Source organism: Providencia sp. wls1943, assembly GCF_009706275.1.
Classification (GTDB): domain Bacteria; phylum Pseudomonadota; class Gammaproteobacteria; order Enterobacterales; family Enterobacteriaceae; genus Providencia; species Providencia zhijiangensis.
This window is the reverse complement of record NZ_WLTU01000026.1, coordinates 182128-208952: the sequence shown is the minus strand read 5'-3', so window position 1 is coordinate 208952 and position 26825 is coordinate 182128. Positions and strand designations below refer to the sequence as shown.

Here is a 26825-nt window from a genome sequence, read left to right as displayed (position 1 = left end):
GCCGTAGCGCCGATGGTAGTGTGGGGTCTCCCCATGTGAGAGTAGGGAACTGCCAGACATTAATTTAAAGCTTATTGCGAAGCGATAAGTTGCCGAAAGGCAAAAAAGAATAAGTGGAGCGGTAGTTCAGTTGGTTAGAATACCTGCCTGTCACGCAGGGGGTCGCGGGTTCGAGTCCCGTCCGTTCCGCCACTTAATTTAGGGGCGTAGTTCAATTGGTAGAGCACCGGTCTCCAAAACCGGGTGTTGGGAGTTCGAGTCTCTCCGCCCCTGCCAGTTACCAATTAAGTAATAATAAAAGAAGTATCTATTGATAACCCGATTATATTAATCGGGTTTTTCTTTTTGTATCCCTTAATTTTCTTCCTAACTGTGAAATTTCTTAGTATTTTTCATATTTTCATATTTTCATATTTTCATATTTTCATATTTTCATATTTTCATATTTTCATATTTTCATATTTTCATATTTTCATATTTTCATATTTTCATATCTACTTTTAAGTATTATTCCATCTAAGAGACATATATTTGCAATAAAAAAGGGCGATAGCTCGCCCTATTTTTGAATTCTTTAATGCCTATTGTGTGTTTGGTATTGGTGTTTTAATAAGTTGATTAATGAGGACTTGCTGATCATTTTTTTTCAGCCAAATGGCATATAAAGGCTTAATAATAACGTTATTTGAGAGTGTTTTTAACGTTGGATAATGTTGGAGCCAATGTGCTGGTAAAAATGCTGCTGAAAGCGACACAGGCAATAATTGACGCGTAATTTCTGCAGACGTCGTAATCATTACAGGGGAATCATCTTGCAGTAGAGTTGGCTCATTTTTGGGATGAAAATCAGCTCCCCATTCTAACTTGATAAAATTATATTGAGTAAGGGCTATGTTCTTTTGGGAAGCCATTAATTGAAGTTGAATAGAACCAATGATGGTACTTTCAAATTCATCCATTTTTGGTGGTTCGATCGCTATCAGTAAGTCTAATTCTCTAGAATGTAACTGTTTTACGAGTGATTGACGTGTGGAAACGCGCGCTTCTAATCGTAGTTCATCATGTTGGCTATATAGAACCTCTAACCAGCCAGTGAGATAGCTTTCCCATAATGATGACGTAGCGCCAATAGACAGTTCTGTATGTTGGGATGCGTGTGTGATCTCTTTTTTGGCTTGAAGCCATGTATTCATTAAAGATTCAGCATAGGGAACTAAACGTTCTCCAGCAGCAGTTAAACGAATATTATTACGGTGTCGTGTGAATAGGCTTGTGCCTAATTGTGTTTCTAACTGTCTGATACGAAAGCTAACGGCAGACTGGGTTAAGTAGAGAGATTCTGCGGCTCTGCCGAAGTGTCTGGTTCTACTGACTTCTAAAAAAGTTCTTAATAACTCGCTGTCCACACGTATCTCCAATAATTTTTGTCGTGATGATTTAAATGTTTTGTTTTACAGATTGTCAATGCTGTCTAATACTCCGCGCCATATAGAGTTGACCGTAATCAGTTAGGAGTGTGTCAGATGGCAGATAGCTTCATCACGACTAATCGTTTTTTTGATAATAAACATTACCCACGTGGCTTTTCTCGTCATGGTGATTTCACCATCAAAGAAGCTCAGTTGCTAGAACGTCATGGCCAAGCTTTCAATGAGCTTGATACAGGAAAACGCGCAGCGCAAACAGAAGAAGAAAAATTATTCGTCGCTGTTTGCCGTGGAGAGCGCGAACCTACAACCCTTGAAGAAAAGGTATGGGTGAAATATTCTAGCAGAATTAATCGTCCGAAGCGCTTCCATACACTATCAGGTGGTAAGCCACAGATAGATCCAACAGAAGACTATACCGATACGGATGATTAATTTCATTAGTATTAAAACAGTATAAGCATTAAAACAAATAGGGACTTCGGTCCCTTTTGTTGTTTATGTCTAATCATTAACTTTTGCCTTAATTCCTTCAGCTTACTTGTTTTTGCAAATGAAGCAATAACTTATCCATTGCTCGATACCCTAGCGCCTCTAGTAAATGTTCCCGTTGTATATTCGGTGAATAATTAAGATCTGCAATTGTTCTAGAAACTCTAAGAATTCTGTGCCAAGCACGAATAGATAGCCCTAGTTTATTAAGTGCATTCTCTAAAAATAGTGCATCCTCAGCGGCCAGTAGGCAGGTTTTTGTTGTTTCACTTGCGGTTAGCTGACTATTACTTTTACCAGCTCGATTGATTTGTTGGTTTCTTGCTTCAATAACTCGTAAGCGAATTTGTTTGCTAGTTTCGCCTTGATGCGTTTGCTGGCTTAAAGTACCTAGAGGGAGTAAAGGTATCTCAATAGAGAGATCAAACCTATCTAAGAATGGCCCTGAAACGCGTGATAAGTAACGTAGTACTTTTGCTGGAGAGGAACGACTCATTTCTCCTTGGTAATGCCCTGTGGGGCTAGGGTTCAGGGCGGCGATTAATTGGAAGTTAGCAGGAAAACACACCTTAGCCTTTGCTCTTGAAATGATAATTTGATGAGATTCTAGTGGTTCTCGTAAAGAGTCTAATACAGAGCGTGTGAATTCAGGTAATTCATCTAAAAATAATATACCGTGATGGGCGAGGGATATCTCTCCTGGCTTAGGTAATGAACCACCACCAATCAATGCGGTCATTGATGTATTGTGGTGAGGGCATCTAAATGGTCGTGTAGGCCACTTATCTATGGTTTCCATGGTTTGGCTAAGGCTATGTAATGCCATGACTTCTAGAGCTTCTTGAGGCGTTAAGGACGGCAGTAAAGTTATCAACCGGTGAGCTAACATAGTTTTACCTGTACCGGGAGGACCTAGCAATAATAAATTGTGCCCACCTGCAGCGCTGATTTCTAATGCTCGCTTTCCTTGCTCTTGGCCTATGATATCGCAAATATCGTTTTCATAGTCAGAGGGATAAGCATGTTGAATAACTTGTTGATTAGTCGATAGTGTACTTTTTTGATGCAAGTAATGACAAAGTTCCAGTAAAGATGTGGCAAAACTGACGCTGCTATCAGCTAATAAACTGAGTTGATATTGATTATCTTTCGATAGAATTAATTGCCTATTTTGACTTATTGCCGCTTGAGCGGCAGGGATCCCGCCGTTGACATAACGTATATCTCCGGAGAGCGCTAATTCACCAAGAAACTCATGGCGCTCTAATAACTGATCAGGAATTTGTCCGGATGCAGCAAGTATTGCAATCGCAATAGCTAAATCATAGCGACCACTTTCCTTCGGTAAATCTGCTGGCGCTAAGTTTACCGTCATCTTTTTTACAGGATATTCAAAGCCGCTATTAACCATAGCACTCCGTACTCTATCTCGCGCTTCTTTAACTGCCGTTTCTGGTAAGCCAACTAAAGTTAACCCCGGTAGTCCATTACTAATATGCGCTTCAACAGTGACAAGTGGAGCGTCTAATCCAATAGATGCTCGAGTGTAAACAATCGCTAACGTCATAAATCATCTCCTTGATTGGCTAGCATAATATTCTGTTATGGATTAGACGTATTTTCCTATTGCGATTCCGATATCTGCGAAGCGACTCGATAATTAAATTGTTTAATTGCACGATGTTTCATTTTTTTTCGAAGCGCTTTGAAGCCTTTAATTTAGCTAGTTACATTCATTTTATTTTTTGAATAATAATAGTTTCAACAGCAAATTGGTTAAATTAAGTTAATTTTTTGGATAGGCATGATGGCGTACATTTCGCTAAATCAGAGGCAGAGAGTTGAGCTGAATCATGGGTGAATATTATTGCTAATCGCTGGATTTTTACTTTATTAATAGTTGTTTAGTCTGAATTATTTGTAATTCATTGAATTTAAATGAGATAAAAAACTTAATCATTAAAAAAATAAATAAGGGTTGTCAAAGTAATTTTAAAATGATAACTCTTTAATAAAGATAACGATTAAAGTTGAAAAGATTAAACACATGAACAAATTCATCCAAGTGATTAGCCTAATTATTAGCGTGGTGGTGATTATTATCCCACCGTGCGGGGCTGCACTTGGACGACGAAGGCTGAAATAGTAGCCAAATCTTACGAGAACCCCGCACCGAAAGGCGCGGGGTTTTTTTTGACATAAAATTTATGCAAACCAACAAAGATAATAAAAACATAATAAATACAAGCAAATAAACAAAGGCAGATAGGTGATAAACATGAACGGAGCACAGTGGTTAGTTCAAGCATTAAGGACACAAGGCGTTGATACTGTTTTTGGATATCCAGGTGGCGCTATCATGCCTGTTTATGACGCATTGTACGATGGTGGCGTGGAACATTTGTTGTGTCGCCATGAGCAAGGTGCAGTTATCGCAGCCATCGGATATGCTCGTTCGACAGGAAAAACAGGTGTTTGCATTGCGACCTCAGGCCCTGGAGCAACAAACGTGATTACAGGGTTGGCTGACGCATTGCTCGACTCCGTCCCTGTTGTTGCTATCACAGGGCAGGTAGCTTCAGAGTTTATTGGTACAGATGCCTTTCAGGAAATTGATGTTTTAGGGTTATCTCTGGCCTGTACAAAACATAGTTTTTTGGTGGAATCCATAGAGGACTTACCTCGTATTCTCGCTGAAGCTTTCGCAATCGCAAATAGTGGGCGTCCTGGGCCAGTACTGATTGATATTCCGAAAGATATTCAGCTGCAACATGCAGATTTATCCCCCTATTTAATGCCTGTAGAGCAACAAGACTCGACTTCTGAGGATGCAATTCAGCAAGCAAGAATGCTGTTGGAGCAGTCAGAAAAACCAATGTTGTACATTGGTGGTGGAGTCGGGATGTCTGGGGCTGTAACTGAATTGAGAGCCTTTATCGAACAGACAAAGATCCCATCAGTTGTCACCTTGAAAGGTTTAGGTGCAGTGCATCCAGCAGATAAAAACTATCTCGGTATGTTGGGGATGCACGGTACGAAAGCTGCCAATATTTCAGTGCAACGTTGTGATTTACTCATCGCAGTTGGTGCGCGTTTTGACGATAGAGTCACAGGTAAATTAAACACGTTTGCTCCGAATGCGAAAGTTATTCATATCGATATCGATCACGTTGAATTGGATAAATTACGTCAAACTCATGTTGCACTATTGGGTGATGCGAAAGCGTTATTACCTCAATTGATGGTGACAAAAAATATCACGAGTTGGCAGGAAGAAGTTCAACAACTTAAGCAGGAGTTTGGTTGGCGTTATGACCACCCAGGTGAACCCATCTACGCCCCATTATTGCTGAAACAACTATCAGACAAAATGAAGCCCAATACTGTTGTGACAACAGATGTTGGCCAGCACCAAATGTGGTCTGCTCAACATATTGTTGTTGATGGACCAGAGAATTTTTTAACATCAAGCGGGTTAGGGACGATGGGCTTTGGGATCCCAGCAGCGGTGGGTGCGCAGGTTGCTCGCCCTGAAGATACCGTTCTTTGTATCTCTGGCGATGGCTCTTTCATGATGAATGTACAAGAACTAGGAACGATTAAACGCAAACAGTTACCCGTTAAGATTTTATTGTTAGATAACCAACGTTTAGGAATGGTTCGTCAATGGCAAGAGCTATTTTTCGAGCAACGCTACAGTGAAACCATTTTAACTGACAACCCAGACTTTGTTGCTTTAGCAAGCGCTTTTGGTATTCAAGGTCGCCGTATTACATGTAAATCAGAAGTGGACGCAGCACTCGATGAGCTACTGACAAGTGAAGGTGCGTTTTTATTACAGGTATCAATTAATGAATTAGAAAATGTCTGGCCATTGGTTCCACCAGGGGCTAGTAACGAAAAAATGATGGAGAAACCGTTATGATGCAGCATCAACTCTCGATATTAGCCCGTTTCCGCCCCGAGGTTTTAGAGCGTATTTTGCGAGTGACTCGCCATCGTGGATTTCGGATTAGTTCTATGAATGTGGATCAATTATCAGATAGTGATAATGTAAGTATCGAATTGACTGTCAGTAGCCAGAGACCGTTGGCACAGTTATGTGCACAGTTAACGAAGCTGGCTGATATCACTGAAGTTGAAATAAAACAACAAGAATCGCGACTATTACGCACACAAAGTGCAATGTAAGGAATAGATAAAATGACTAAGAAAGCTGACTTTATTTGGTTTAACGGTGAAATGACGCCATGGGCAGATGCTAAAGTTCATGTAATGTCTCACGCTCTGCATTACGGTACCTCCGTATTTGAAGGCGTCCGTTGCTATGATTCACACAAAGGACCTGTTGTTTTCCGTCATCGTGAACACATGCAGCGTTTACATGATTCTGCGAAAATTTACCGTATGCCAGTCAGCTACAGCGTCGATGAGTTAATGGAAGCTTGTCGTGCAACTCTGCGTAAAAATAACTTAGTCAGTGCCTATATTCGTCCATTAGTTTTCATTGGTGATGTGGGCATGGGCGTGAATCCACCAGATGGCTACAGTACTGATGTCATTTTAGCCGCATTCCCTTGGGGGGCGTATTTAGGTGAAGAGGCATTAGACCAAGGAATTGATGCAATGGTCTCTTCATGGAATCGTGTTGCACCAAATACTATTCCTACTGGTGCAAAAGCAGGTGGTAACTACCTATCTTCATTATTGGTTGGTAGCGAAGCGCGTCGTCATGGTTACCAAGAAGGTATCGCGCTGGATGTTCATGGTTATCTTTCTGAAGGCGCAGGCGAGAATATCTTTGAAGTGAAAGATGGCATTCTGTACACGCCACCGTTTACTTCATCAGCATTACCGGGGATCACCCGCGATGCCATTTTGACATTGGCGAAAGATATGGGAATCGAAGTGCGTGAACAAACGCTGTCTCGTGAATCTCTGTACTTAGCGGATGAAGTCTTTATGACAGGAACAGCTGCTGAAATCACTCCAGTTCGCAGTGTTGATGGTATCCAAGTTGGTATCGGTCGTTGTGGTCCTGTGACGAAGAAAATTCAGCAAGCATTCTTTGGTTTATTTAACGGTACAACAGAAGATAAATGGGGCTGGTTAGATCCAGTAAACCCTCAATAATTAAATACTATAAATTACAGGCGGTCGTTCCCCGCCTGTTTTAAAACTCGGGAGTTAAGATATGCCTAAGTACCGTTCAGCAACAACCACTCATGGCCGTAATATGGCAGGTGCGCGAGCATTATGGCGCGCGACAGGTATGACCGATGATGATTTTGGTAAGCCAATTATTGCCGTTGTAAACTCATTTACTCAGTTTGTTCCAGGTCATGTACATTTACGTGATTTAGGTAAACTCGTCGCAGAACAAATAGAACAAGCAGGCGGCGTCGCGAAAGAGTTTAACACTATTGCGGTGGATGACGGGATTGCGATGGGGCATGGCGGTATGCTGTATTCCTTACCTTCCCGAGAGCTAATTGCTGATTCTGTGGAATATATGGTGAATGCGCACTGTGCAGATGCCATGGTCTGTATCTCCAACTGTGACAAAATTACCCCAGGCATGTTAATGGCGTCTTTACGCCTGAACATTCCCGTGATCTTTGTTTCTGGCGGACCAATGGAAGCAGGAAAAACCAAGCTTTCAGATCAAATCATCAAACTTGACCTTGTGGATGCGATGATCCAAGGTGCAAACCCAAATGTCAGTGATGAAGATAGTGAAAAAATTGAACGTTCAGCATGTCCAACGTGTGGGTCATGCTCAGGAATGTTTACTGCGAACTCAATGAACTGTTTAACTGAGGCATTAGGTCTTTCTCAGCCAGGAAATGGTTCATTACTTGCGACTCACGCTGATCGTAAAACGTTATTTATCAACGCAGGTAAGCGAATTGTTGAACTGACTAAACGTTATTATGAGCAGAATGATGAGAGCGCATTACCGCGTAATATCGCAACAAAAGCCGCGTTTGAAAATGCGATGACATTAGATATCGCGATGGGTGGCTCCACAAATACTGTTCTGCATTTGCTGGCGGCTGCGCAAGAAGCGGAAGTGGATTTCACCATGGATGATATCGACCGCTTATCTCGCCAAGTCCCTCATTTATGTAAAGTTGCACCAAGCACCCAAAAATATCATATGGAAGATGTACACCGTGCTGGTGGCGTGATTGGTATTCTTGGGGAGCTGAGTCGTGCAGGTTTATTGCAGGAAGATGTGAAGAATATTTTAGGCCTTTCATTACCAGAAACATTGGCTCAGTACGATGTTATGTTGACGAATGATGAATCTGTAAGGTCTATGTTCTCAGCGGGACCTGCGGGTATTCGTACCACCCAAGCATTTTCTCAGAATTGCCGTTGGCCATCACTGGATACTGACCGTGAAAATGGTTGTATCCGTAACCTCGAACATGCTTATAGCTTGGATGGTGGCTTGGCGGTACTTGCTGGAAATATCGCTGAAGATGGTTGTATTGTGAAAACAGCAGGGGTTGATGAAGGTAGCTTAACTTTCCGTGGGCCTGCAAAAGTGTTTGAAAGCCAAGATGATGCGGTAGAGGCAATTTTAGGTGGAAAAGTTGTCGCTGGTGATGTTGTCGTCATCCGCTATGAAGGCCCTAAAGGCGGACCGGGTATGCAAGAAATGTTGTACCCAACTTCCTATCTGAAATCGATGGGATTAGGCAAAGATTGTGCACTGATCACCGATGGGCGTTTCTCCGGTGGAAGTTCAGGTTTATCTATCGGACATATCTCTCCTGAAGCGGCAAGCGGTGGATTACTGGCTCTGGTACAAGATGGGGATATTATCGATATCAATATTCCAAAACGTACCATGTCCCTAGATGTTAACGACAGTGAGCTGGCAAAACGTCGTGAAGCGGAATTAGCGCGTGGAGATAAAGCCTATACTCCGCGTAACCGTCAACGTGAGGTTTCTTTCGCTTTACGCGCTTATGCTTCTTTGGCGACGAGTGCGGATAAAGGCGCTGTACGCGATAAGTCTAAATTAGGAGGCTAATTGTGGCAGCCGCAAAACCATTACCAGCGGCACCGACAGGTGCCGACTATCTAAAGGCGGCGCTCAGTGCGCCAGTCTATGAAGCGGCGCAAGTGACACCGCTTCAGGAAATGAGCAAACTCTCTTCGCGTATGGGAAACACCATTTTAGTCAAACGCGAAGATAGACAGCCAGTTCATAGTTTTAAGTTACGTGGTGCTTACGCCATGATTGCAGGGCTGACTGAAGAGCAAAAAGCCAAAGGTGTAGTTACTGCATCAGCGGGAAACCATGCGCAGGGTGTTGCATTATCAGCTAATCGCGTCGGCATTAAAGCCAAGATTGTTATGCCGGTGGCAACCGCAGATATCAAAGTGGATGCTGTTCGCAGCTTTGGTGGAGAGGCTATTTTATACGGTGCAAATTTTGACGAGGCTAAAGCTCACGCGATTGAGATGGCAAAACGCGAAGGATATACCTTTGTACCACCGTTTGATCATCCGTCTGTGATAGCGGGTCAAGCGACTATTGCACTCGAGCTTCTTCAGCAGGATGCACACCTCGACCGTATTTTTGTGCCTGTTGGGGGTGGTGGATTGATTGCTGGCGTCGCTGTATTAATCAAACAGTTAATGCCTGAAATTAAAATTATCGGTGTAGAAGCTGAAGATGCAGCTTGTCTCAAAGCAGCATTAGAAGCTGGCCATCCAGTTGATCTCCCTCGTGTTGGTTTATTTGCGGAAGGCGTTGCCGTGAAACGCATTGGCGATGAAACCTTTCGACTATGCCAGCAGTATGTCGATGATGTGATCACGGTGGATAGTGATGCAATTTGTGCCGCACTGAAGGACATTTTTGAGGATGTGAGAGCGATTGCAGAACCTTCGGGGGCATTAGCGCTGGCGGGGCTGAAAAAATATGTTCAGCAACATAACATTAAAGGTGAAAGGCTGGCGCATATTCTGTCAGGCGCCAACATGAACTTCCATGGTTTACGTTATGTATCCGAACGTTGCGAATTAGGTGAACAACGAGAAGCGCTGCTTGCAGTGACTATTCCTGAACAGAAAGGCAGTTTTTTGCGATTCTGCCAATTGCTTGGTAACCGCTCAATCACTGAGTTTAATTATCGTTATACAGATGCTGATCCAGAGCGAGCCTGCATTTTTGTGGGTGTTCGCTTAAATGGCGGTGAACAAGAGCGGCATGACATCATTCAAGGGCTGCAAAATAATGGTTATGAAGTGGCTGATTTATCGGATGATGAAATGGCGAAGCTGCATGTGCGTTATATGATAGGTGGGCGACCATCGAAGCCATTAGATGAAAAATTGTATAGCTTTGAGTTTCCTGAATCTCCAGGGGCATTATTGAAGTTCCTAGAAACACTGGGAACTCACTGGAATATCACGCTATTTCATTATCGTAGTCACGGAACAGACTATGGGCGAGTGCTGGCGGCCTTTGAGCTTTCTGGTCCAGAAGTGCGCTTTGATCGCCATCTTGATGCACTAGGATATGAATATCATGATGAAACGGGAAATCCGTCATTCCGTTTCTTCCTAGCGCCGCAAGATAGCAAAAGAACATTAGATTGAGTGTTCTGGGAGCAATTCCCAAAATGCCTTAATTAATGGTTCACTTAGGCGTTTGCTGAGTAGGCAAACGCCAAGTTCAAATGGTTCTACCATCGAAATATTATCGAGTTGAGATACACGGCTACGGACAGGCTCGGGGCTATTATCAACGACGACACTTGGTATTAATGCAATACCACAGCCCAATGCCACCATAGACACAATGGCTTCATGACCCGAAACCGTCGCATAAATTACAGGGTTATGGATTCGATGACGCTTAAACCATAATTCAATACGTTTACGAGAAGGGCCATGTTCAGGAAGAATGAACGGTACCGTAGACCAATCCGGCTCCTCTTCAGTCACCATACTCCGTACTGCGCAAGGTAGTGATGGGGCAATAAGTACAAGGGGAATTTCCCCAATTTTGGCGAATCGCACGTTATCTGGCAATTTTTCAGGTTTACCTGCGATGCCTAAATCCGCCTCTTTGGTTTCGACTTTTTCAACGGCATCTGCGGCATCGCCCGTGGTGAGCTTTATTTCAACGAGCGGATGCAAAGCACGAAATTTATCAAGCACTTGAGGTAAATGACTATAAGCAGCAGTGACAGAGCAAAATAGGCGTAATTCACCGCTTAATGATGGACTTTGCTGATTAAGCGCATGCTTTAGCTGCTGATATTGCAACAATGTTTGTTGGGCAAACTGTTTGAGATGCTCACCCGCTTGGGTCAGTTTCACCGAGCGGTTATCACGGATAAATAGTGGATGACCCAGTTGATCTTCCAAACGCTGAATTTGTCTTGATAGTGTGGATGGACTGACATGCATGGCTTTTGATGTGCGACCAAAGTGGCAGCTTTCAGCTAAGTGCAAAAACAGTTGTAGATCACGAATATCCATTTTGCCCTCTGATGATACCTTGATTGACGTTGCAAATATTGCAACATTATATTGTTAATATATCAATTTAAGCAATGCTCATCATCGCATATAGTAAATCCATAACTGCTCAATAATGAGCAACAGGTAACGAAGTTGCCTGATAATACGAACACAACAGAACACTGACCGAATAATGGAGTAAGACCATGGCGAATTATTTTAATACATTGAATTTACGTGAGCAGTTAGCGCAATTAGGCAAGTGTCGTTTCATGAAACGCGAAGAATTTGCGGATGAAGCTGGCTATCTGAAAGGTAAAAAAATCGTCATCGTCGGTTGTGGTGCTCAAGGTCTGAACCAAGGTTTGAACATGCGCGACTCTGGTTTAGATATCGCTTATGCTTTGCGCCCAGAAGCGATCGCAGAAAAACGTGCATCATGGCGTAAAGCGACAGAAAATGGCTTCAAAGTTGGGACTTATGAAGAACTGATCCCTGAAGCAGATTTAGTTGTTAACTTAACGCCAGACAAACAACACTCTACCGTTGTTCGTGCGGTTCAGCCAATGATGAAACAAGGTGCTGCGTTAGGTTATTCTCACGGTTTTAACATCGTTGAAGTTGGTGAAGAAATCCGTAAAGACATCACTGTTGTGATGGTTGCTCCAAAATGTCCAGGTACCGAAGTTCGTGAAGAGTATAAGCGTGGCTTTGGTGTTCCAACGTTGATCGCAGTTCACCCTGAAAATGATCCGAAAGGTGAGGGTATGGCGATTGCGAAAGCATGGGCAGCAGCAACTGGTGGCCATCGTGCGGGCGTTCTAGAGTCCTCTTTCGTTGCTGAAGTTAAGTCTGACTTAATGGGTGAACAAACCATTCTGTGCGGCATGTTGCAGGCGGGGGCGCTACTGAGCTATGACAAAATGGTTGCCGATGGCGTAGAGCCAGGCTATGCAGGAAAATTAATTCAGTTTGGTTGGGAAACAATCACTGAAGCGCTGAAGCAGGGTGGTATCACTCTGATGATGGATCGCTTGTCTAACCCAGCGAAAATTCGTGCTTATGCTTTATCAGAGCAGCTGAAAACCATTTTAGCGCCACTGTTCCAAAAACATATGGATGATATTATTTCTGGTGAGTTTTCATCAACAATGATGGCGGACTGGGCGAATAATGATAAAAACTTACTGACATGGCGCGAAGAGACTGGTAAATCGTCTTTTGAAAACTACCCAGAATTTGCAGGTAAAATTGCAGAGCAAGAATATTTCGACCACGGTGTTCTGTTAGTTGCGATGGTTAAAGCGGGTGTTGAGTTAGCGTTCGATACTATGTTGGAAGCGGGTATCTTAGAAGAGTCAGCATATTATGAATCACTGCATGAGCTGCCATTGATTGCTAACACAATTGCACGTAAGCGTTTATATGAAATGAACGTGGTTATCTCGGATACTGCAGAGTACGGTAACTACCTGTTCTCATTCGCAGCAGTTCCAATGCTGAAAGAGTTTATGACCAAGTTACAAGCAGGTGATTTAGCGAAACCAGTTGCAGATAATGGGACAGATAACGCGCAATTACGTGATATCAACGAAGCTATCCGTAATCATCCTATTGAGAAAATCGGTAAGACTTTGCGTGGTTATATGACGGATATGAAGAAGATTTCTAGCGCACAATAATTCCTCGTCATCCTTCGTACTATAGGTGCGTTGGCTTCACTAAACTACCCTAGTCACATACTTTTGTATGCTCCTAGGGATAGTTTTGTTTACCGCCTTCCTCTAGTACAAATGATTTAGAGGAAGCTAATTGAGATTATTTTAAGTATAAAATTGAAGTCGTGCCATTTTATGGTGCGGCTTTTTTGCTTCTATAATCTTAATTACTTTAGATTGTCGACTGTTAGCTCAGTTATTTTTCTGTGAGGTTTGGTTTCTGCTACAATTCGGGTTGCATCTTTTAGCATTAGAGAGTGACGTAAAAAACCATGCGATTAAATCCTAGCCAGCAACAGGCAGTTGAATATGTAGATGGTCCGTGCCTTGTTTTGGCAGGGGCAGGCTCAGGTAAAACACGGGTTATTACCAATAAAATTGCGCATCTGATCCGCCATTGTGGTTATCAGCCTCGGCAAATTGCGGCAGTGACATTTACCAATAAAGCCGCGCGCGAAATGAAAGAGCGTGTGGGGCAAACATTAGGTAAAAAAGAAGCCCGAGGGTTAATCATTTCCACATTCCATACTTTGGGACTGGAAATTATCAAACGTGAATATAAAGCGTTAGGGATCAAAGCCAATTTTTCTTTGTTTGATGACCAAGACCAAATGGCGTTACTCAAAGAACTCACATTTGATCTGCTTGAGGAAGATAAAGATCTTCTTCAACAGCTGATCTCTGCGATCTCAAATTGGAAAAACGATCTGATCTCTCCGCAGCAAGTGGTCGGGCAAGCGAGAACTGAAAAAGAGCACCATTTTGCTGAGTGCTATCGTCGCTATGAGCTGCATTTAAAAAGCTGTAATGTCTTGGATTTTGATGACTTAATCAGCAAACCAACATTGCTGCTTTATCATAATGAAGAAGTCCGTGAGCGTTGGCAGCAAAAAATTCGTTATTTGCTGGTGGATGAATACCAAGATACGAACACCAGTCAGTATCAGTTAGTGAAATTACTCGTGGGCAGCCGTGCCCGCTTTACGGTCGTTGGTGATGATGACCAGTCTATTTATTCTTGGCGTGGTGCGAGGCCGCAAAACTTAGTGTTACTCAGCCAAGATTTTCCAAAACTGAATGTGATTAAACTGGAGCAAAATTACCGCTCATCAGGCCGTATTTTGAAAGCAGCCAACATTTTGATTGCTAATAACCCTCATGTCTTCGAGAAAAAATTATTTTCTGAATTGGGTTATGGGGCGCCATTAAAGGTGCTGACAGCCAATAATGAAGACCATGAAGCGGAACGCGTGATCGGTGAATTAATTGCTCACCACTTTATTAATAAAACCCAATATAAAGATTATGCGATCTTGTATCGAGGTAATCATCAGTCACGTATTTTTGAAAAAATGCTGATGCAAAACCGTATTCCTTACCGAATTTCGGGCGGGACATCCTTTTTCTCACGTCCTGAAATTAAAGATCTTTTAGCTTATTTGCGGGTGCTGACTAACCCTGAAGATGACAGTGCTTTTTTACGTATTGTGAATACGCCACGCCGAGAAATTGGCCCTAAAACTATCCAAAAATTGGGAGAATGGGCAAATCAGCGAGGCAAAAGCTTATATCACGCCAGCTTTGACTTAGGTCTGGAACAGACTTTAACAGGGAAAGGTTTGGAAGCGTTGCAGCGTTTCACTCATTGGATGGAAGGGATAGTCCGGATTTCGGAGCGTGAACCATTGATAGCGGTACGGGATCTTTTACGGGAAATGGACTACGAGAGTTGGTTGTATGAAACCTCAGCCAGTACCAAAGCCGCCGAAATGCGAATGAAAAACGTCAATCAATTGTTTACATGGATGAGCGAAATGATTGAAGGGGATGAGCTGAATGATCCAATGACGCTCAATCAGGTTGTCACTCGCTTTACGCTGCGCGATATGATGGAACGTGGAGAAGATGATGAAGATTCAGATCAAGTTCAGTTGATGACATTGCACGCATCTAAAGGTCTTGAATTTCCTTATGTTTTCTTAGTTGGAATGGAAGAGGGATTATTGCCTCATCAAAGTAGTATTGATGAAAATAATATTGATGAAGAGCGTCGACTGGCTTACGTGGGAATTACGCGAGCGCAGCGAGAGTTATTCTTTACTCATAGCCGCGAGCGTCGCCAATACGGCGAACTGATCCGCCCTGAACTGAGCCGCTTTTTGATGGAATTACCGCAAGATGATTTGGTGTGGGAGCAGCAACGAAAAGTGGTTACCGCCGAAGAGCGAATGCAAAAAGGGCAGTCCGCTTTAGCGGATATCAAGGCACGCTTGGGGCTAAATAAGAAAACCGATCAGTAGCGAAAGAGTTTAAGAGAGAGTTCCCACGACGAGGTGGGAACCTATCCTGATCAATTTAGAGCGATATCAATTGGAGCTATTACGCTCTTCTAAGGCCAGTTGCCAATTCACATACCCTTGCCACTGAACTTCTTGCTGTAAATTTTCAGCTCGTAAAGGGTGTTCCTCAAGCCAGCGGTATGGCAGTGCGATGGTTAAATCTTGCCCATTAGCGTTAAGGCGCAATGCTGGTAATGTATCGTCACGTCTACGGCTGGCAAAAATAATGGCTAGGCGCAATAAACGGCATAATGCGTAAGTTTGCTGAATAGGTAATGCATTTTGTTGGCTCAGCGAAGCGAGGTCTATTTGACCTTGCTGGTTCTTGAGAAGAACCGCGAGAAAGCGTTTTTGCGCTGGCGTGAAGCCTGGTAAATCAAGGTGAGTGATTAAATAACTTGCGTGCTCTGGGCCTTTGCGAAAATCAACACTCAGCCCAATCTCATGTAATGCACAAGCGCTGGATAATAAATCACGGCAACGGCTATCTAATTCCCACTCTTTGGCAACTTGCAGGTAGAAATGCTCAGCAAGCTGGCGCACGCGGCTAGCCTGTTCAATATCCACAAGGAAGCGACGCTGAATATTGCGTAGTGTGCGCGCGCGAATATCTTGCTCAATAGGCAGTTCAAGCATGCCATACACTAAGCCTTCGCGAAGAGCGCCGCCAGCTAATGTCATATTTTCGATATTCAGTGCTTTGAAAATTGCGATCAGGATCGATAAGCCACTTGGGAAAACGAGGGCACGTTCAAACGTGAGGCCCTCGATTTCAAGCTCTTCTAATTTATGGCACTGGATAGCTTTGTGCTTCAGCTGCTGTAATTTACTCAGGGTGATGAGTTCATCCATCCCTTGAGCAATCATGATTTCCTGAATCGCTTGTACAGTACCCGATGCGCCGACACAAATTTTCCACCCGTGATTCTTAAGGACATCAGCGATAGGCGCAATGACGTGTTGAGCTGCCGCTTCGGCTTGAGCGAAGTTTTCTTCTGTTAGCGTTCTGTCGCTAAAGTAGCGTTCAAGCCAAGTCACACAGCCCATTTCGAGGCTATAAAGTAGCTGAGCTTTCGCGCCTGTACCGGTGACAAGTTCGGTACTGCCGCCCCCGATATCGACCACTAAGCGTTGCTCTGGTCCGCCAGTTGTATGGGCGACGCCTTGATAAATCAAGCGAGCTTCTTCTTCTCCTTGGATTACTTTTACGGGATTTCCGAGGATTTGGCTGGCTTTCTCAATAAAGACATCGGCATTTTTAGCAAGGCGTAATGTCGCGGTTGCCACAACTCGAATTTGCGAGTTAGGAATATCTTGCAGATGTTCTGAGAAGAGACGCAGGCATTGCCAGCCTCGTTCCATGGCTTGCTCAGATAAAATATTATCTTTATCTAAACCCGCAGCCAGACGAACTTTCCGTTTAACCCGAGAAATAATCTGAATGCTACCTGCAGTTTCGCGAACAACCAGCATATGAAAGCTGTTGGAACCCAAATCGATAGCGGCATACAGAGAAGAAGATTTCAGCATAGGGTATTTACTCAGCCTGCACGTTTATGGTTATTACGTGGGCCATTATGGCGACGCGGCGCATTAGAATTGCGGCGTGGACCACTTGGGCGCGGACGGTGGCGGCGTTTTGGTGCCGGCAGGTCGCTCAGCAGTGCATCACTGTTATATTTACTGACAGGGATGGAGTGCTGAATATACTCTTCGATTGCAGGTAAGTTTAGTGCGTATTCTTCACACGCTAAGCTGATAGAATTTCCGCTTTCACCCGCACGACCTGTACGTCCAATACGGTGTACATAGTCTTCGCAATCGTCAGGTAAATCATAGTTAAATACATGAGTTACTGATGGAATATGTAATCCACGAGCAGCAACGTCAGTCGCAACCAAGATATCAATTTGACCTTGAGTGAACTGCTCTAAAATGCGCAGACGTTTTTTCTGTGCGACATCGCCAGTTAATAACCCGACACGGTGGCCATCGGCAGCAAGGTGAGCCCAGATATCATCACAACGATGCTTTGTATTGGCGAAAATAATGCAGCGCTCAGGCCACTCTTCTTCGAGTAGCGTTTGTAGTAGGCGCATTTTTTCTTCGTTGGATGGATAAAATAACTCTTCTTTAATACGGTGACCGGTTTTTTGTAGTGGTTCAACTTCCACATATTCCGGGCTGTTCATTTGTTCGAACGCTAATTCTCTCACGCGGTAAGAGAGTGTTGCGGAGAACAGTAAGTTGAGTCGGTCTGCTGCGCCAGGCATACGGCGGAATAACCAACGAATATCTTTAATAAAACCGAGGTCGTACATACGGTCAGCTTCATCCAAAACAACAACTTGGATAGCTGCTAAATCAACGTGACCTTGTTTTGCATAATCAATAAGACGACCGGTTGTTCCAATAAGGATATCAACGCCGTTTTGTAATACGCGTAATTGCTCGTCATAGCCATCACCACCATAGGCTAGACCCATTTTCAAACCAGTGTACTCGGCCAGCTCTTTAGCATCTGAGTAAATCTGTACGGCTAATTCACGAGTAGGAGCCATGATCAGCGCACGTGGCTGATTGGTTTTTTTCCCCTCGATTGCCGGGTGAGTTAAGAGAAAATGAAATGTAGACGTTAGGAATGCTAACGTTTTACCTGTACCTGTTTGTGCTTGCCCCGCAACATCTTTGCCTTCGACAGTATAAGGCAGGGTAGACGCCTGAATAGGCGTGCAAAAGTTGAAGCCTTTTTTATTAAGTGCTTCAATGACTTTTGGGTGCAATGCGAAGTCGGAAAACTTCTTTTCTGTCAAGTGTGCTTTACTCATAGTATGTTAGAATATCAGTTATCGGTTGGTTTACGAAAGCGTATCTTTTGAAATAAAGCATACTGCTGCCAATTAATGTTACACTATGTCTGTAAAAATGATCCTTTGGAGTACAACATGAGCGACAAAATTAAACATATTACTGATGCAAGTTTTGAGTCAGACGTTCTAAATGCAAGTTCACCTGTTTTAGTCGACTTCTGGGCTGCATGGTGTGGACCTTGTAAAATGATCGCGCCAATCCTTGATGAAGTTGCTGAAGAATATACAGGCAAAGTGACTATCGCAAAACTGAATATTGATGATAATCCAGCGACTGCCCCAAAATTTGGTATTCGCGGTATCCCTACACTGTTATTATTCAAAAACGGCAGTGTAGCTGCAACTAAAGTTGGTGCTTTATCTAAAACTCAACTGAAAGAATTTCTAGACGAAAATCTGTAAGTTATAGCTTTATATAAGCCAAAACGTTTAGCGGCGCATTTATTTTATATAGAGAGTCGCTAGACGTCCCCATTTAAGCATGATAAGTTATCCGCATTCCTCATAGAGTACCCATAAGAATTACCTTGTTTTCCTTTGCTCTTTTCTGAAACGTCTAGCTTGCAGTTCTGTTCAATGCCAATTTTAGTTACTGACTATTAATCTAAAGTTGATAATTCATGGTTGTATCACTGTGACTTAAGTCTTGAGTAAATAAATGGGCTGTATTAGGGATAAGATGTTGTCCTAAAATGTATAAAAAACTATTGCTAATATTGATTACGTTTCTAATAATATGCGGCATGTCATCTTGATGATTACAACGCTTTCGTTAGTCACAACACCTTCACAGCAATATTAGTTGTAGCTAGCACAAATTTTAATGCATTGTTGTTGGTTATGAGTTCATATCTATCAACAGGGCACTATAAAGTTAAACTGGCGCTTCATAGGTTCACTATACTAAATAGGTTCACTATAAAAGTTGCCTCCAATTTACGTTCATAGTTCGAGAAATACCCCGAGTTAAAGAACCCACCATTATGAATCTTACCGAATTAAAAAATACGCCAGTATCAGAACTGATTACGTTAGGCGAAAACATGGGGCTAGAGAACTTAGCCCGTATGAGAAAGCAGGATATTATTTTCTCAATTTTGAAGCAGCATGCTAAAAGTGGAGAAGATATTTTCGGCGATGGCGTACTGGAAATATTGCAGGATGGATTTGGTTTCCTCCGTTCAGCAGACAGTTCTTACCTCGCAGGCCCTGATGATATCTATGTTTCCCCTAGCCAAATTCGCCGCTTTAACCTACGCACCGGCGACACCATTTCAGGAAAAATTCGTCCCCCGAAAGAAGGTGAACGCTATTTTGCACTCTTGAAAGTTAACGAAGTTAACTTTGACAAACCTGAAAACGCCCGCAGCAAAATCCTTTTTGAAAACTTAACCCCACTGCATGCCAATAATCGTCTGCGCATGGAGCGTGGTAACGGTTCTACTGAAGATTTAACGGCACGTGTATTGGATTTAGCCGCACCTATCGGTCGTGGACAGCGTGGTTTGATCGTTGCACCACCGAAAGCGGGTAAAACCATGTTACTGCAAAATATTGCGGCTAACATTGCCCATAACTACCCTGACTGCGTATTGATGGTTCTACTGATCGATGAGCGTCCAGAAGAAGTTACTGAGATGCAACGCTTAGTGAAAGGTGAAGTTATTGCTTCAACGTTTGATGAGCCAGCTGCGCGTCACGTCCAAGTTGCTGAAATGGTTATCGAGAAAGCGAAACGTCTGGTTGAGCATAAAAAAGACGTTATCATTTTACTGGATTCTATTACTCGTCTTGCTCGTGCATACAACACCGTCGTTCCTTCATCAGGTAAAGTATTGACTGGTGGTGTGGACGCAAACGCATTACATCGTCCAAAGCGTTTCTTCGGTGCTGCTCGTAACGTCGAAGAAGGTGGTAGCTTGACTATCATCGCGACCGCATTGGTTGATACCGGTTCGAAAATGGATGAAGTGATTTACGAAGAATTTAAAGGAACAGGTAACATGGAATTACACCTGTCCCGTAAAATTGCTGAAAAACGTGTTTTCCCTGCGATTGATTACAACCGCTCTGGTACACGTAAAGAAGAGCTGCTCACCTCCCAAGATGAGCTGCAAAAAATGTGGATCCTGCGTAAGATTATTCACCCAATGGGCGAAATCGATGCAATGGAATTCCTCATCAGCAAATTAGCAATGACTAAGACTAACGAAGAGTTCTTTGATTTTATGAAAAGAGCATAGTCTCGTTAGGATTATGAGTATAGAAATAGGCGCTCTAATTAGGGCGCCTATTTTTTTATCAGTGAACAGTGAACATTCACAAAATAATAGTCTTTATTATTTATCAACATAAGCATGAATTACTTTCTTGATGAGTAAAATGAAATAATCAACGGATGCTAGCTTATTCTTTATAAGATGGTATTTTTTACATTAATTTTTATACTTAGATTTATCCAATAACTGATATTTACTCATTCATATGAAAAGTGATAGTGATGGTCGGTTAATATGTTGGAGATTGTTTTTATGGCATGCATCTTGCAGTGTTAAGAGATAAAATCTTTAAGGTGAGTTTGTAACGCAAAACTATATCGTCGTATTGGCTTTTTCGGCATGTTTTGTGCATATCAAAACGCAGGAAATCTGTTTTAGAGTACCATTTTTTGTTCGAATACTATGTGGCGGCAGTAATTTATCACAGCAACCAAAAGTTTTAGTGTTTAAAAGTTGGATAGAAATATAAGAGAGTAGAACAGTGGATAGCACACACTTTGTAAGTAATCTCTTCTATGTCTTTTTGTTTACCTTAGCTTTTATTTTTGTCGCGCGTATTGTGGCGAAAAAAATTGGCTTGGTTGATAAACCGAATTTCAGGAAGAAACACGTAGGATTGGTTCCTCTCGTTGGAGGGATCTCTGTTTTCTTTGGCGTTTGCTTCGCGTTTATGATCACGGAAGAATACATTCCCCATAAGTGGCTATATATTGCTTGTGCGGGGCTCTTAGTGTTCGTTGGTGCTCTGGATGATAGGTTTGATATCAGCGTGAAATTACGCGCTGGGGTTCAAGCTATCGTCGCTGTCGTCATGATGACAGCGGGTGGGTTGTCGTTAAAGTCTCTAGGCCATGCATTTGGTCCTTGGGAACTGGTACTTGGGCCATTTGGTTATATCGTCACCTTATTTGCCGTTTGGGCTGCGATCAATGCCTTCAACATGGTCGATGGCATCGATGGCTTATTAGGCGGATTGTCCTCGGTTTCCTTTGGAGCCCTTGGTTTCTTACTGTATCAAAATGGTAACTATGCGTTAGCGTTTTGGTGTTTTGCATTTATAGCGGCTATTCTTCCTTATATCCTCATGAATATGGGCGTTTTAGGGCGTCGCTTTAAAGTGTTCATGGGTGATGCGGGAAGTACGTTGATTGGCTTTACCATTATTTGGATCCTTGTTGCTTCAACACAAGAAGATGTTCATCCAATAAACCCTGTGACTGCATTATGGATTATTGCTATTCCGCTTATGGATATGGTGGCAATTATGTACCGCCGAATTCGTAAAGGTATGAGTCCATTTTCACCGGATCGTCAGCATATTCATCACTTGATTATGCGCTCAGGTTTTACCCCGAAAGGGGCATTTGTAATCATCACATTGGCTGCGGCAGTTCTTGCGTGTATTGGTATTATTGGCGAGCGCCTTTCATTCGTTCCTGAATGGGTAATGTTGGCATTATTTTTGCTTGTATTTATGATGTATGGTTACTGCATCAAGCGAGCATGGAAAGTCGCCCGTTTTATCAAGCGAATTAGACGTCGTGCGCGTAAGAGTGCGGTCCGGTAACGACAAACGAACTATAGAGGTTCTGTGCAGTGAATAACTCAGAAACGCAACCTAATCAACATCAAACCTCGCTTGAAGCGGAGTTAGATATTCGTGATTTATGCCGTTCACTATGGCAGGGTAAAATTTGGATCGTCGCATGTGCAGTGATTTTTGCTGCGATTGCACTGGGAGCATCCTATTTTATGCAGCCGAAGTGGAGTACAACGGCTATCACGGATTTACCGACTGTGAACAATCTGGGAAGTTATTATTCTCAGCAACAATTTCTGCGCAACCTTGATTCTCGTATTAATGCGGTGGGGCAAGAAGGGCAACTACCAACGATTGCCAAAGAAGCTTATGAAGAATTTACCAAACAATTAGGTTCTTACGATACTCGCCGCCAATTTTGGTTAGGTACTGAGTATTATAAGCAACGCTTGGAAAATGACCCGAAAGCGGATGCGGCATTGTTAGATGAACTGATCAACAATATCGAATATACGCCAGCTGATGCACTCAAAAACCCAACAGATAGCGTGAAGTTAGTGGCTGAAACAGCAACAGACAGCAATCAACTGTTACGTGAATATATTGAGTTTGCTAATCAGCGTGCAACCACAAATTTGAATGATGAATTGAAAGGGACTTGGGCAACCAAAACCCAATCAATGAAAGCGTTAGTTAAACGTGAAGCGATGGTAGCAACCGCAGCATATGACCGTCGTCTAAATAGCCTTGAACAAGCTCTTAAAGTGGCGGAAAAGCAAGGTATTTCACGTAATCAAACGACTGCGCCAGTGGATGAAATTCCTGACTCAAAAATGTTCATGTTAGGTGTTCCATTACTGCAAGCTCAAATTGAGACGTTAAAAGCCACAGGTCCAGATTTTGATACAGATTATGATCAGAATGTGGCGATGTTATCGACGCTGAATGTTGAACCTGTTCTTCAAGATAATTTCCATGCGTATCGTTATCTGCGAACGCCTGAAGATCCAATCAAACGCGATAGTCCGCGCAGAGCATTTATTGCTGTTCTGTGGGGTGCAATTGGTATGTTAGTAGGTGCCGGAGTGGTACTGTCTCGCCGTCGCCCATCGTAATGTCACATTCGCCACCGGCAGCAAGGTCGGTGGCGAAATAGCATCATTAAAACTAAAGAAAGCAGTAAACTGCGAAGAAAATATAAGAGAGTCACTGTGAAAGTATTGACTGTATTCGGCACACGGCCTGAAGCCATTAAAATGGCTCCATTGGTTCATGCTCTTGCTGATGATGCAGACTTTGAAGCGAAAGTGTGTGTCACCGCTCAGCACCGTGAAATGCTAGATCAAGTACTGAACTTATTTGAGATCACGCCCGATTATGATCTCAACATTATGAAACCAGGTCAGGATTTAACCGATATTACTTGCCGTATTCTGGAAGGATTAAAGGCAGTATTTGCGGATTTCCAACCGGATGTTGTCCTTGTGCACGGCGATACTGCCACAACAATGGCAACCAGTCTTGCGGCATTCTACCATCGCATCCCAGTTGGGCATGTTGAAGCTGGACTGCGCACAGGAAACCTCTACTCACCATGGCCAGAAGAAGGTAACCGTAAAATTGCGGGGCACCTTGCTCAGTACCATTTCGCGCCGACAGAAAATTCGCGCCAAAACTTACTCAACGAATCTATTCCCGATAGCCATATTTCGGTGACTGGTAATACAGTCATTGATGCGCTGTTGTGGGTCAAAGAGAAGGTCATGGGTAACCAAAATATGATGGCTGAATTAGCCGGAAATTACCCATTTATCGATCCAAGCAAAAAAATGCTGCTTGTGACTGGTCACCGCCGTGAAAGTTTTGGTGGCGGTTTTGAGCGTATTTGCCATGCCTTAGCGGATATCGCTCAAGCGCATCCTGATGTTCAAGTGGTTTACCCTGTTCACTTGAACCCAAATGTGAGTGAACCAGTAAAACGAATTCTGCATGGCATTGATAATATTATCTTAATTAGTCCTCAGGAGTATCTGCCGTTCGTCTATTTGATGAACCACGCGTATCTGATTTTAACGGATTCCGGCGGTATTCAAGAAGAGGCGCCATCTTTAGGCAAACCTGTTTTAGTTATGAGAGATACCACCGAACGCCCTGAAGCGGTTGATGCAGGGACAGTTCGTTTAGTGGGAACAGATACACAAACCATTGTAAATGAAGTTAATCGGTTACTGACAGATGAAGCGGAATATCACGAAATGAGCCGCGCACATAACCCGTATGGTGATGGTCATGCTTGTCAGCGTATTCTTGCAGCATTAAAAAGCAATCAGGTGAAATTATGAGTTTTGAAACTATTTCTGTTATCGGCCTCGGTTATATCGGTTTACCAACAGCGGCAGCCTTCGCATCTCGTAAGAAGCAGGTTGTCGGCGTAGATGTCAACCAGCATGCTGTTGACACTATCAATCAAGGTAAAATCCATATTGTGGAACCTGAGCTGGACGTTGTGGTGAAAAAAGCGGTTGAAGAAGGTCACTTAAAAGCCTTCACCAAGCCACAACCTGCAGACGCATTCCTGATTGCTGTTCCTACGCCATTCAAAGGTGAACACGAGCCTGATTTGGTGTACGTGAAAGCGGCAGCTGAATCTATCGCGCCAGTCCTGAAGAAAGGTGACTTAGTGATTCTGGAGTCCACGTCTCCAGTGGGTACGACTGAGCAAATGGCACAGTGGTTAGCAGCCGCTCGTCCTGATTTGACCTTCCCTCACCAAGCAGGTGAAGAAGCAGATATCGACGTAGCATACTGCCCTGAGCGCGTACTGCCAGGCCAAGTGATGGTTGAATTGATCAAAAACGACCGTGTTGTCGGCGGGATGACACCGAAATCTTCACTGCGTGCTAGCGAACTGTACAACATCTTCTTAGAAGGTGAGTGTGTAATCACTAACTCAAGAACGGCTGAAATGTGCAAGTTAACGGAAAACAGCTTCCGTGACGTTAACATCGCATTTGCTAACGAATTATCGCTGATTTGTGCAGACCAAGATATCAATGTTTGGGAACTGATTAGCCTTGCAAACCGTCACCCTCGCGTGAATATTTTGCAACCGGGCCCTGGCGTTGGCGGTCACTGTATCGCGGTCGACCCGTGGTTTATCGTGGCTCAAAGTCCAAAACAATCTCGTTTAATCCACACTGCGCGTTTAGTTAACGATGGCAAGCCAATCTGGGTTGTTGATCAAGTGAAAGCGGCCGTGGCTGATTGCTTAGTGGAAACTGGCAAAAAAGCGAATGAAATCAAAATCGCATGTTTCGGTTTATCGTTCAAACCAAACATCGATGACCTGCGCGAAAGCCCAGCAATGCACATCACCAAGATGGTTGCGAACTGGAACCCAGGTAAAACATTTGCGGTGGAACCGCATATTCACGAGTTACCAACAGCACTGAAAGGTATTGCTGAACTGGTTTCTATTGAAACGGCCGTGAGCGAAGCGGATGTGATCCTGATGTTAGTCGACCATAACCTGTTTAAAGGTATCCAAGGTTCTGCTATCCCACAAAAATGGGTTGTGGATACAAAAGGAGTATGGCGTTGAAACGTATTTTAATTACAGGCGGAGCCGGCTTTATCGGCTCCGCTGTTGTTCGTCATGTGATTGAAAACACAAAAGACCACGCGATTGTGGTTGACTGTTTAACCTACGCGGGCAATTTAGAGTCATTAGCGGAAGTCGCCAATAGCGAGCGTTATGCTTTTGAACAAGTGAACATTTGTGACCGTGCTGCATTGGATAAAGTGTTTGCTGAACACAAACCTGATGTTGTGATGCACTTAGCGGCAGAAAGCCACGTTGACCGTTCAATTGATGGCCCTGCAGCATTTATCGAAACTAACATCGTGGGTACTTACACCTTGTTAGAAGCGGCGCGTCATTACTGGTCTGCACTTGAAGATAGTAAAAAAGCGGCTTTCCGTTTCCATCACATTTCAACTGATGAAGTGTATGGCGACTTGGAAGGTCCAGATGGCTTCTTTACGGAAACTACACCGTATGCACCAAGCAGCCCATATTCAGCCTCAAAAGCGTCTAGCGACCACTTAGTACGTGCGTGGCAGAGAACGTATGGTTTACCGACCATGATCACCAACTGCTCAAATAACTATGGCCCATATCACTTCCCTGAGAAGTTGATCCCATTGATTATTTTGAATGCGATTTCCGGTAAGCCACTGCCAGTGTATGGCAAAGGCGAACAAATTCGCGACTGGCTGTTTGTGGAAGACCATGCGCGTGCGTTGCATTTAGTGGCGACTCAAGCACAGCCGGGTTCAACCTACAATATTGGTGGTCATAACGAGCGTCGTAATATTCAAGTGGTTGAAACAATTTGCGAATTACTTGAAGAGCTGCACCCGCAGAAACCTCAAGGGGTTGCTCATTACCGCGACTTAATCACGTATGTGAAAGACCGCCCTGGTCACGATATGCGCTACGCCATTGACGCCGATAAAATTGAGCGTGAATTAGGCTGGACACCAGAAGAGACGTTTGAATCCGGGATCCGTAAAACGGTTCTGTGGTATTTAAACAATGAAACTTGGTGGCGCCGTGTGCAAGATGGCTCCTATACTGGTGAACGTCTAGGCTTGGGCAGCTAGGAG

The 26825-nt window shown here is 43.4% G+C and carries 21 protein-coding genes and 2 tRNA genes; 18 read left to right on the top strand and 5 right to left on the bottom strand.

All coding sequences use genetic code 11. From position 1 onward, the window contains the following. Positions 1-115: 115 nt before the first annotated feature. Together GKR48_RS16830 and GKR48_RS16825 are read left to right on the top strand one after the other, a co-directional pair. A tRNA-Asp gene (locus GKR48_RS16830) sits at positions 116-192 on the top strand. Positions 193-200: 8 nt separating this feature from the next. Continuing rightward, positions 201-276, top strand: a tRNA-Trp gene (locus tag GKR48_RS16825). 305 nt (positions 277-581) lie between these two features. Here the strand turns inward: GKR48_RS16825 and hdfR are convergent. Beyond that, the gene (gene hdfR, locus GKR48_RS16820; RefSeq protein ID WP_272522603.1) at positions 582-1412 is read right to left on the bottom strand and encodes an HTH-type transcriptional regulator HdfR; all 831 of its coding nucleotides are present in this window, start codon (positions 1410-1412) and stop codon (positions 582-584) included. 111 nt (positions 1413-1523) lie between these two features. Between hdfR and GKR48_RS16815 the strand changes: the two genes are divergently transcribed. Further along, entirely contained in the window at positions 1524-1862 is a 339-nt protein-coding gene (locus GKR48_RS16815; protein WP_154603099.1) for a DUF413 domain-containing protein, read from the top strand. Between the two features lie 97 nt (positions 1863-1959). Here the strand turns inward: GKR48_RS16815 and GKR48_RS16810 are convergent, their stop codons facing one another. Next, the gene (locus tag GKR48_RS16810) at positions 1960-3486 is read right to left on the bottom strand and encodes a YifB family Mg chelatase-like AAA ATPase (RefSeq protein ID WP_154628886.1); all 1527 of its coding nucleotides are present in this window, start codon (positions 3484-3486) and stop codon (positions 1960-1962) included. Between the two features lie 480 nt (positions 3487-3966). Between GKR48_RS16810 and ilvL the strand changes: the two genes are divergently transcribed. The 6 genes from ilvL (at position 3967) to ilvA (ending at position 10541) form a co-directional block, all read left to right on the top strand. Continuing rightward, positions 3967-4065, top strand: coding sequence for an ilv operon leader peptide (gene ilvL, locus GKR48_RS16805; RefSeq protein ID WP_112837475.1), 99 nt, complete (start codon positions 3967-3969; stop codon positions 4063-4065). Positions 4066-4197: 132 nt separating this feature from the next. Further along, positions 4198-5844 carry an acetolactate synthase 2 catalytic subunit gene (ilvG, locus tag GKR48_RS16800; protein WP_154628885.1) on the top strand — a complete coding sequence of 549 codons (1647 nt, stop codon included), beginning with the start codon at positions 4198-4200 and terminating at the stop codon, positions 5842-5844. Further along, positions 5841-6110: an acetolactate synthase 2 small subunit gene (gene ilvM / locus GKR48_RS16795; RefSeq protein ID WP_036948778.1), complete on the top strand. Its 270-nt coding sequence runs from the start codon at positions 5841-5843 to the stop codon at positions 6108-6110. Before ilvG ends, ilvM begins: the two co-directional genes overlap by 4 nt. Before the next feature lie 12 nt (positions 6111-6122). After that, positions 6123-7052: a branched-chain amino acid transaminase gene (locus tag GKR48_RS16790; protein ID WP_006658220.1), complete on the top strand. Its 930-nt coding sequence runs from the start codon at positions 6123-6125 to the stop codon at positions 7050-7052. A gap of 61 nt (positions 7053-7113) precedes the next feature. Next, positions 7114-8964: a dihydroxy-acid dehydratase gene (ilvD, locus tag GKR48_RS16785; protein ID WP_154628884.1), complete on the top strand. Its 1851-nt coding sequence runs from the start codon at positions 7114-7116 to the stop codon at positions 8962-8964. Positions 8965-8966: 2 nt separating this feature from the next. Beyond that, positions 8967-10541, top strand: coding sequence for a threonine ammonia-lyase, biosynthetic (ilvA, locus tag GKR48_RS16780; RefSeq protein WP_272522596.1), 1575 nt, complete (start codon positions 8967-8969; stop codon positions 10539-10541). Here the strand turns inward: ilvA and ilvY are convergent. Then, on the bottom strand, positions 10533-11429 hold the full coding sequence (gene ilvY / locus GKR48_RS16775; RefSeq protein ID WP_154603095.1) for an HTH-type transcriptional activator IlvY: 897 nt from the start codon (positions 11427-11429) through the stop codon (positions 10533-10535). The two genes, ilvA and ilvY, sit on opposite strands and share 9 nt — an antisense overlap. Positions 11430-11617: 188 nt before the next feature. Here ilvY and ilvC point away from each other — a divergent pair, with 188 nt between their 5' ends. Together ilvC and rep are read left to right on the top strand one after the other, a co-directional pair. After that, positions 11618-13093: a ketol-acid reductoisomerase gene (ilvC, locus tag GKR48_RS16770; RefSeq protein WP_154628883.1), complete on the top strand. Its 1476-nt coding sequence runs from the start codon at positions 11618-11620 to the stop codon at positions 13091-13093. A 308-nt stretch (positions 13094-13401) separates the two neighbouring features. Continuing rightward, on the top strand, positions 13402-15429 hold the full coding sequence (gene rep / locus GKR48_RS16765; RefSeq protein WP_154628882.1) for a DNA helicase Rep: 2028 nt from the start codon (positions 13402-13404) through the stop codon (positions 15427-15429). 66 nt (positions 15430-15495) lie between these two features. Here rep and gppA read toward each other — a convergent pair whose 3' ends face one another. Continuing rightward, positions 15496-16998, bottom strand: a complete 1503-nt coding sequence (gppA, locus tag GKR48_RS16760; RefSeq protein WP_154628881.1) for a guanosine-5'-triphosphate,3'-diphosphate diphosphatase — start codon at positions 16996-16998, stop codon at positions 15496-15498. A gap of 11 nt (positions 16999-17009) precedes the next feature. Then, on the bottom strand, positions 17010-18296 hold the full coding sequence (gene rhlB, locus GKR48_RS16755) for an ATP-dependent RNA helicase RhlB (RefSeq protein WP_154603091.1): 1287 nt from the start codon (positions 18294-18296) through the stop codon (positions 17010-17012). Positions 18297-18413: 117 nt separating this feature from the next. On the opposite strand from rhlB, the gene trxA reads away from it, so the two are divergent. The 7 genes from trxA (at position 18414) to rffG (ending at position 26822) form a co-directional block, all read left to right on the top strand. Then, a complete protein-coding gene (gene trxA, locus GKR48_RS16750) occupies positions 18414-18740 on the top strand; it encodes a thioredoxin TrxA (protein WP_036948804.1) in 327 nt (108 codons plus the stop codon). Between the two features lie 581 nt (positions 18741-19321). Then, on the top strand, positions 19322-20581 hold the full coding sequence (gene rho, locus GKR48_RS16745) for a transcription termination factor Rho (RefSeq protein WP_004915469.1): 1260 nt from the start codon (positions 19322-19324) through the stop codon (positions 20579-20581). A 517-nt stretch (positions 20582-21098) separates the two neighbouring features. After that, positions 21099-22184: a UDP-N-acetylglucosamine--undecaprenyl-phosphate N-acetylglucosaminephosphotransferase gene (wecA, locus tag GKR48_RS16740; RefSeq protein ID WP_336431195.1), complete on the top strand. Its 1086-nt coding sequence runs from the start codon at positions 21099-21101 to the stop codon at positions 22182-22184. 29 nt (positions 22185-22213) lie between these two features. Beyond that, the gene (gene wzzE, locus GKR48_RS16735) at positions 22214-23272 is read left to right on the top strand and encodes an ECA polysaccharide chain length modulation protein (protein ID WP_181477695.1); all 1059 of its coding nucleotides are present in this window, start codon (positions 22214-22216) and stop codon (positions 23270-23272) included. Between the two features lie 96 nt (positions 23273-23368). Then, positions 23369-24499 carry a non-hydrolyzing UDP-N-acetylglucosamine 2-epimerase gene (gene wecB, locus GKR48_RS16730; protein WP_272522592.1) on the top strand — a complete coding sequence of 377 codons (1131 nt, stop codon included), beginning with the start codon at positions 23369-23371 and terminating at the stop codon, positions 24497-24499. Further along, entirely contained in the window at positions 24496-25758 is a 1263-nt protein-coding gene (gene wecC, locus GKR48_RS16725) for a UDP-N-acetyl-D-mannosamine dehydrogenase (protein ID WP_036948818.1), read from the top strand. Before wecB ends, wecC begins: the two co-directional genes overlap by 4 nt. After that, complete coding sequence (gene rffG, locus GKR48_RS16720; RefSeq protein WP_195848265.1) at positions 25749-26822, top strand: dTDP-glucose 4,6-dehydratase; 1074 nt, start codon at positions 25749-25751, stop codon at positions 26820-26822. The genes wecC and rffG overlap by 10 nt, the downstream gene beginning before the upstream one ends. Positions 26823-26825 lie beyond the last annotated feature (3 nt).

Bases quoted from the DNA above. Each gene is read 5' to 3' on its own strand.
- wecC (WP_036948818.1), top strand. From the start codon at position 24,496: ATGAGTTTTGAAACTATTTCTGTTATCGGCCTCGGTTATATCGGTTTA.
- GKR48_RS16810 (WP_154628886.1), bottom strand. From the start codon at position 3,486: ATGACGTTAGCGATTGTTTACACTCGAGCATCTATTGGATTAGACGCT.
- rep (WP_154628882.1), top strand. From the start codon at position 13,402: ATGCGATTAAATCCTAGCCAGCAACAGGCAGTTGAATATGTAGATGGT.
- trxA (WP_036948804.1), top strand. From the start codon at position 18,414: ATGAGCGACAAAATTAAACATATTACTGATGCAAGTTTTGAGTCAGAC.
- rhlB (WP_154603091.1), bottom strand. From the start codon at position 18,296: ATGAGTAAAGCACACTTGACAGAAAAGAAGTTTTCCGACTTCGCATTG.
- ilvL (WP_112837475.1), top strand. From the start codon at position 3,967: ATGAACAAATTCATCCAAGTGATTAGCCTAATTATTAGCGTGGTGGTG.
- GKR48_RS16790 (WP_006658220.1), top strand. From the start codon at position 6,123: ATGACTAAGAAAGCTGACTTTATTTGGTTTAACGGTGAAATGACGCCA.
- GKR48_RS16815 (WP_154603099.1), top strand. From the start codon at position 1,524: ATGGCAGATAGCTTCATCACGACTAATCGTTTTTTTGATAATAAACAT.
- ilvM (WP_036948778.1), top strand. From the start codon at position 5,841: ATGATGCAGCATCAACTCTCGATATTAGCCCGTTTCCGCCCCGAGGTT.
- ilvC (WP_154628883.1), top strand. From the start codon at position 11,618: ATGGCGAATTATTTTAATACATTGAATTTACGTGAGCAGTTAGCGCAA.
- gppA (WP_154628881.1), bottom strand. From the start codon at position 16,998: ATGCTGAAATCTTCTTCTCTGTATGCCGCTATCGATTTGGGTTCCAAC.
- ilvY (WP_154603095.1), bottom strand. From the start codon at position 11,429: ATGGATATTCGTGATCTACAACTGTTTTTGCACTTAGCTGAAAGCTGC.
- rffG (WP_195848265.1), top strand. From the start codon at position 25,749: ATGGCGTTGAAACGTATTTTAATTACAGGCGGAGCCGGCTTTATCGGC.
- ilvG (WP_154628885.1), top strand. From the start codon at position 4,198: ATGAACGGAGCACAGTGGTTAGTTCAAGCATTAAGGACACAAGGCGTT.
- ilvD (WP_154628884.1), top strand. From the start codon at position 7,114: ATGCCTAAGTACCGTTCAGCAACAACCACTCATGGCCGTAATATGGCA.
- rho (WP_004915469.1), top strand. From the start codon at position 19,322: ATGAATCTTACCGAATTAAAAAATACGCCAGTATCAGAACTGATTACG.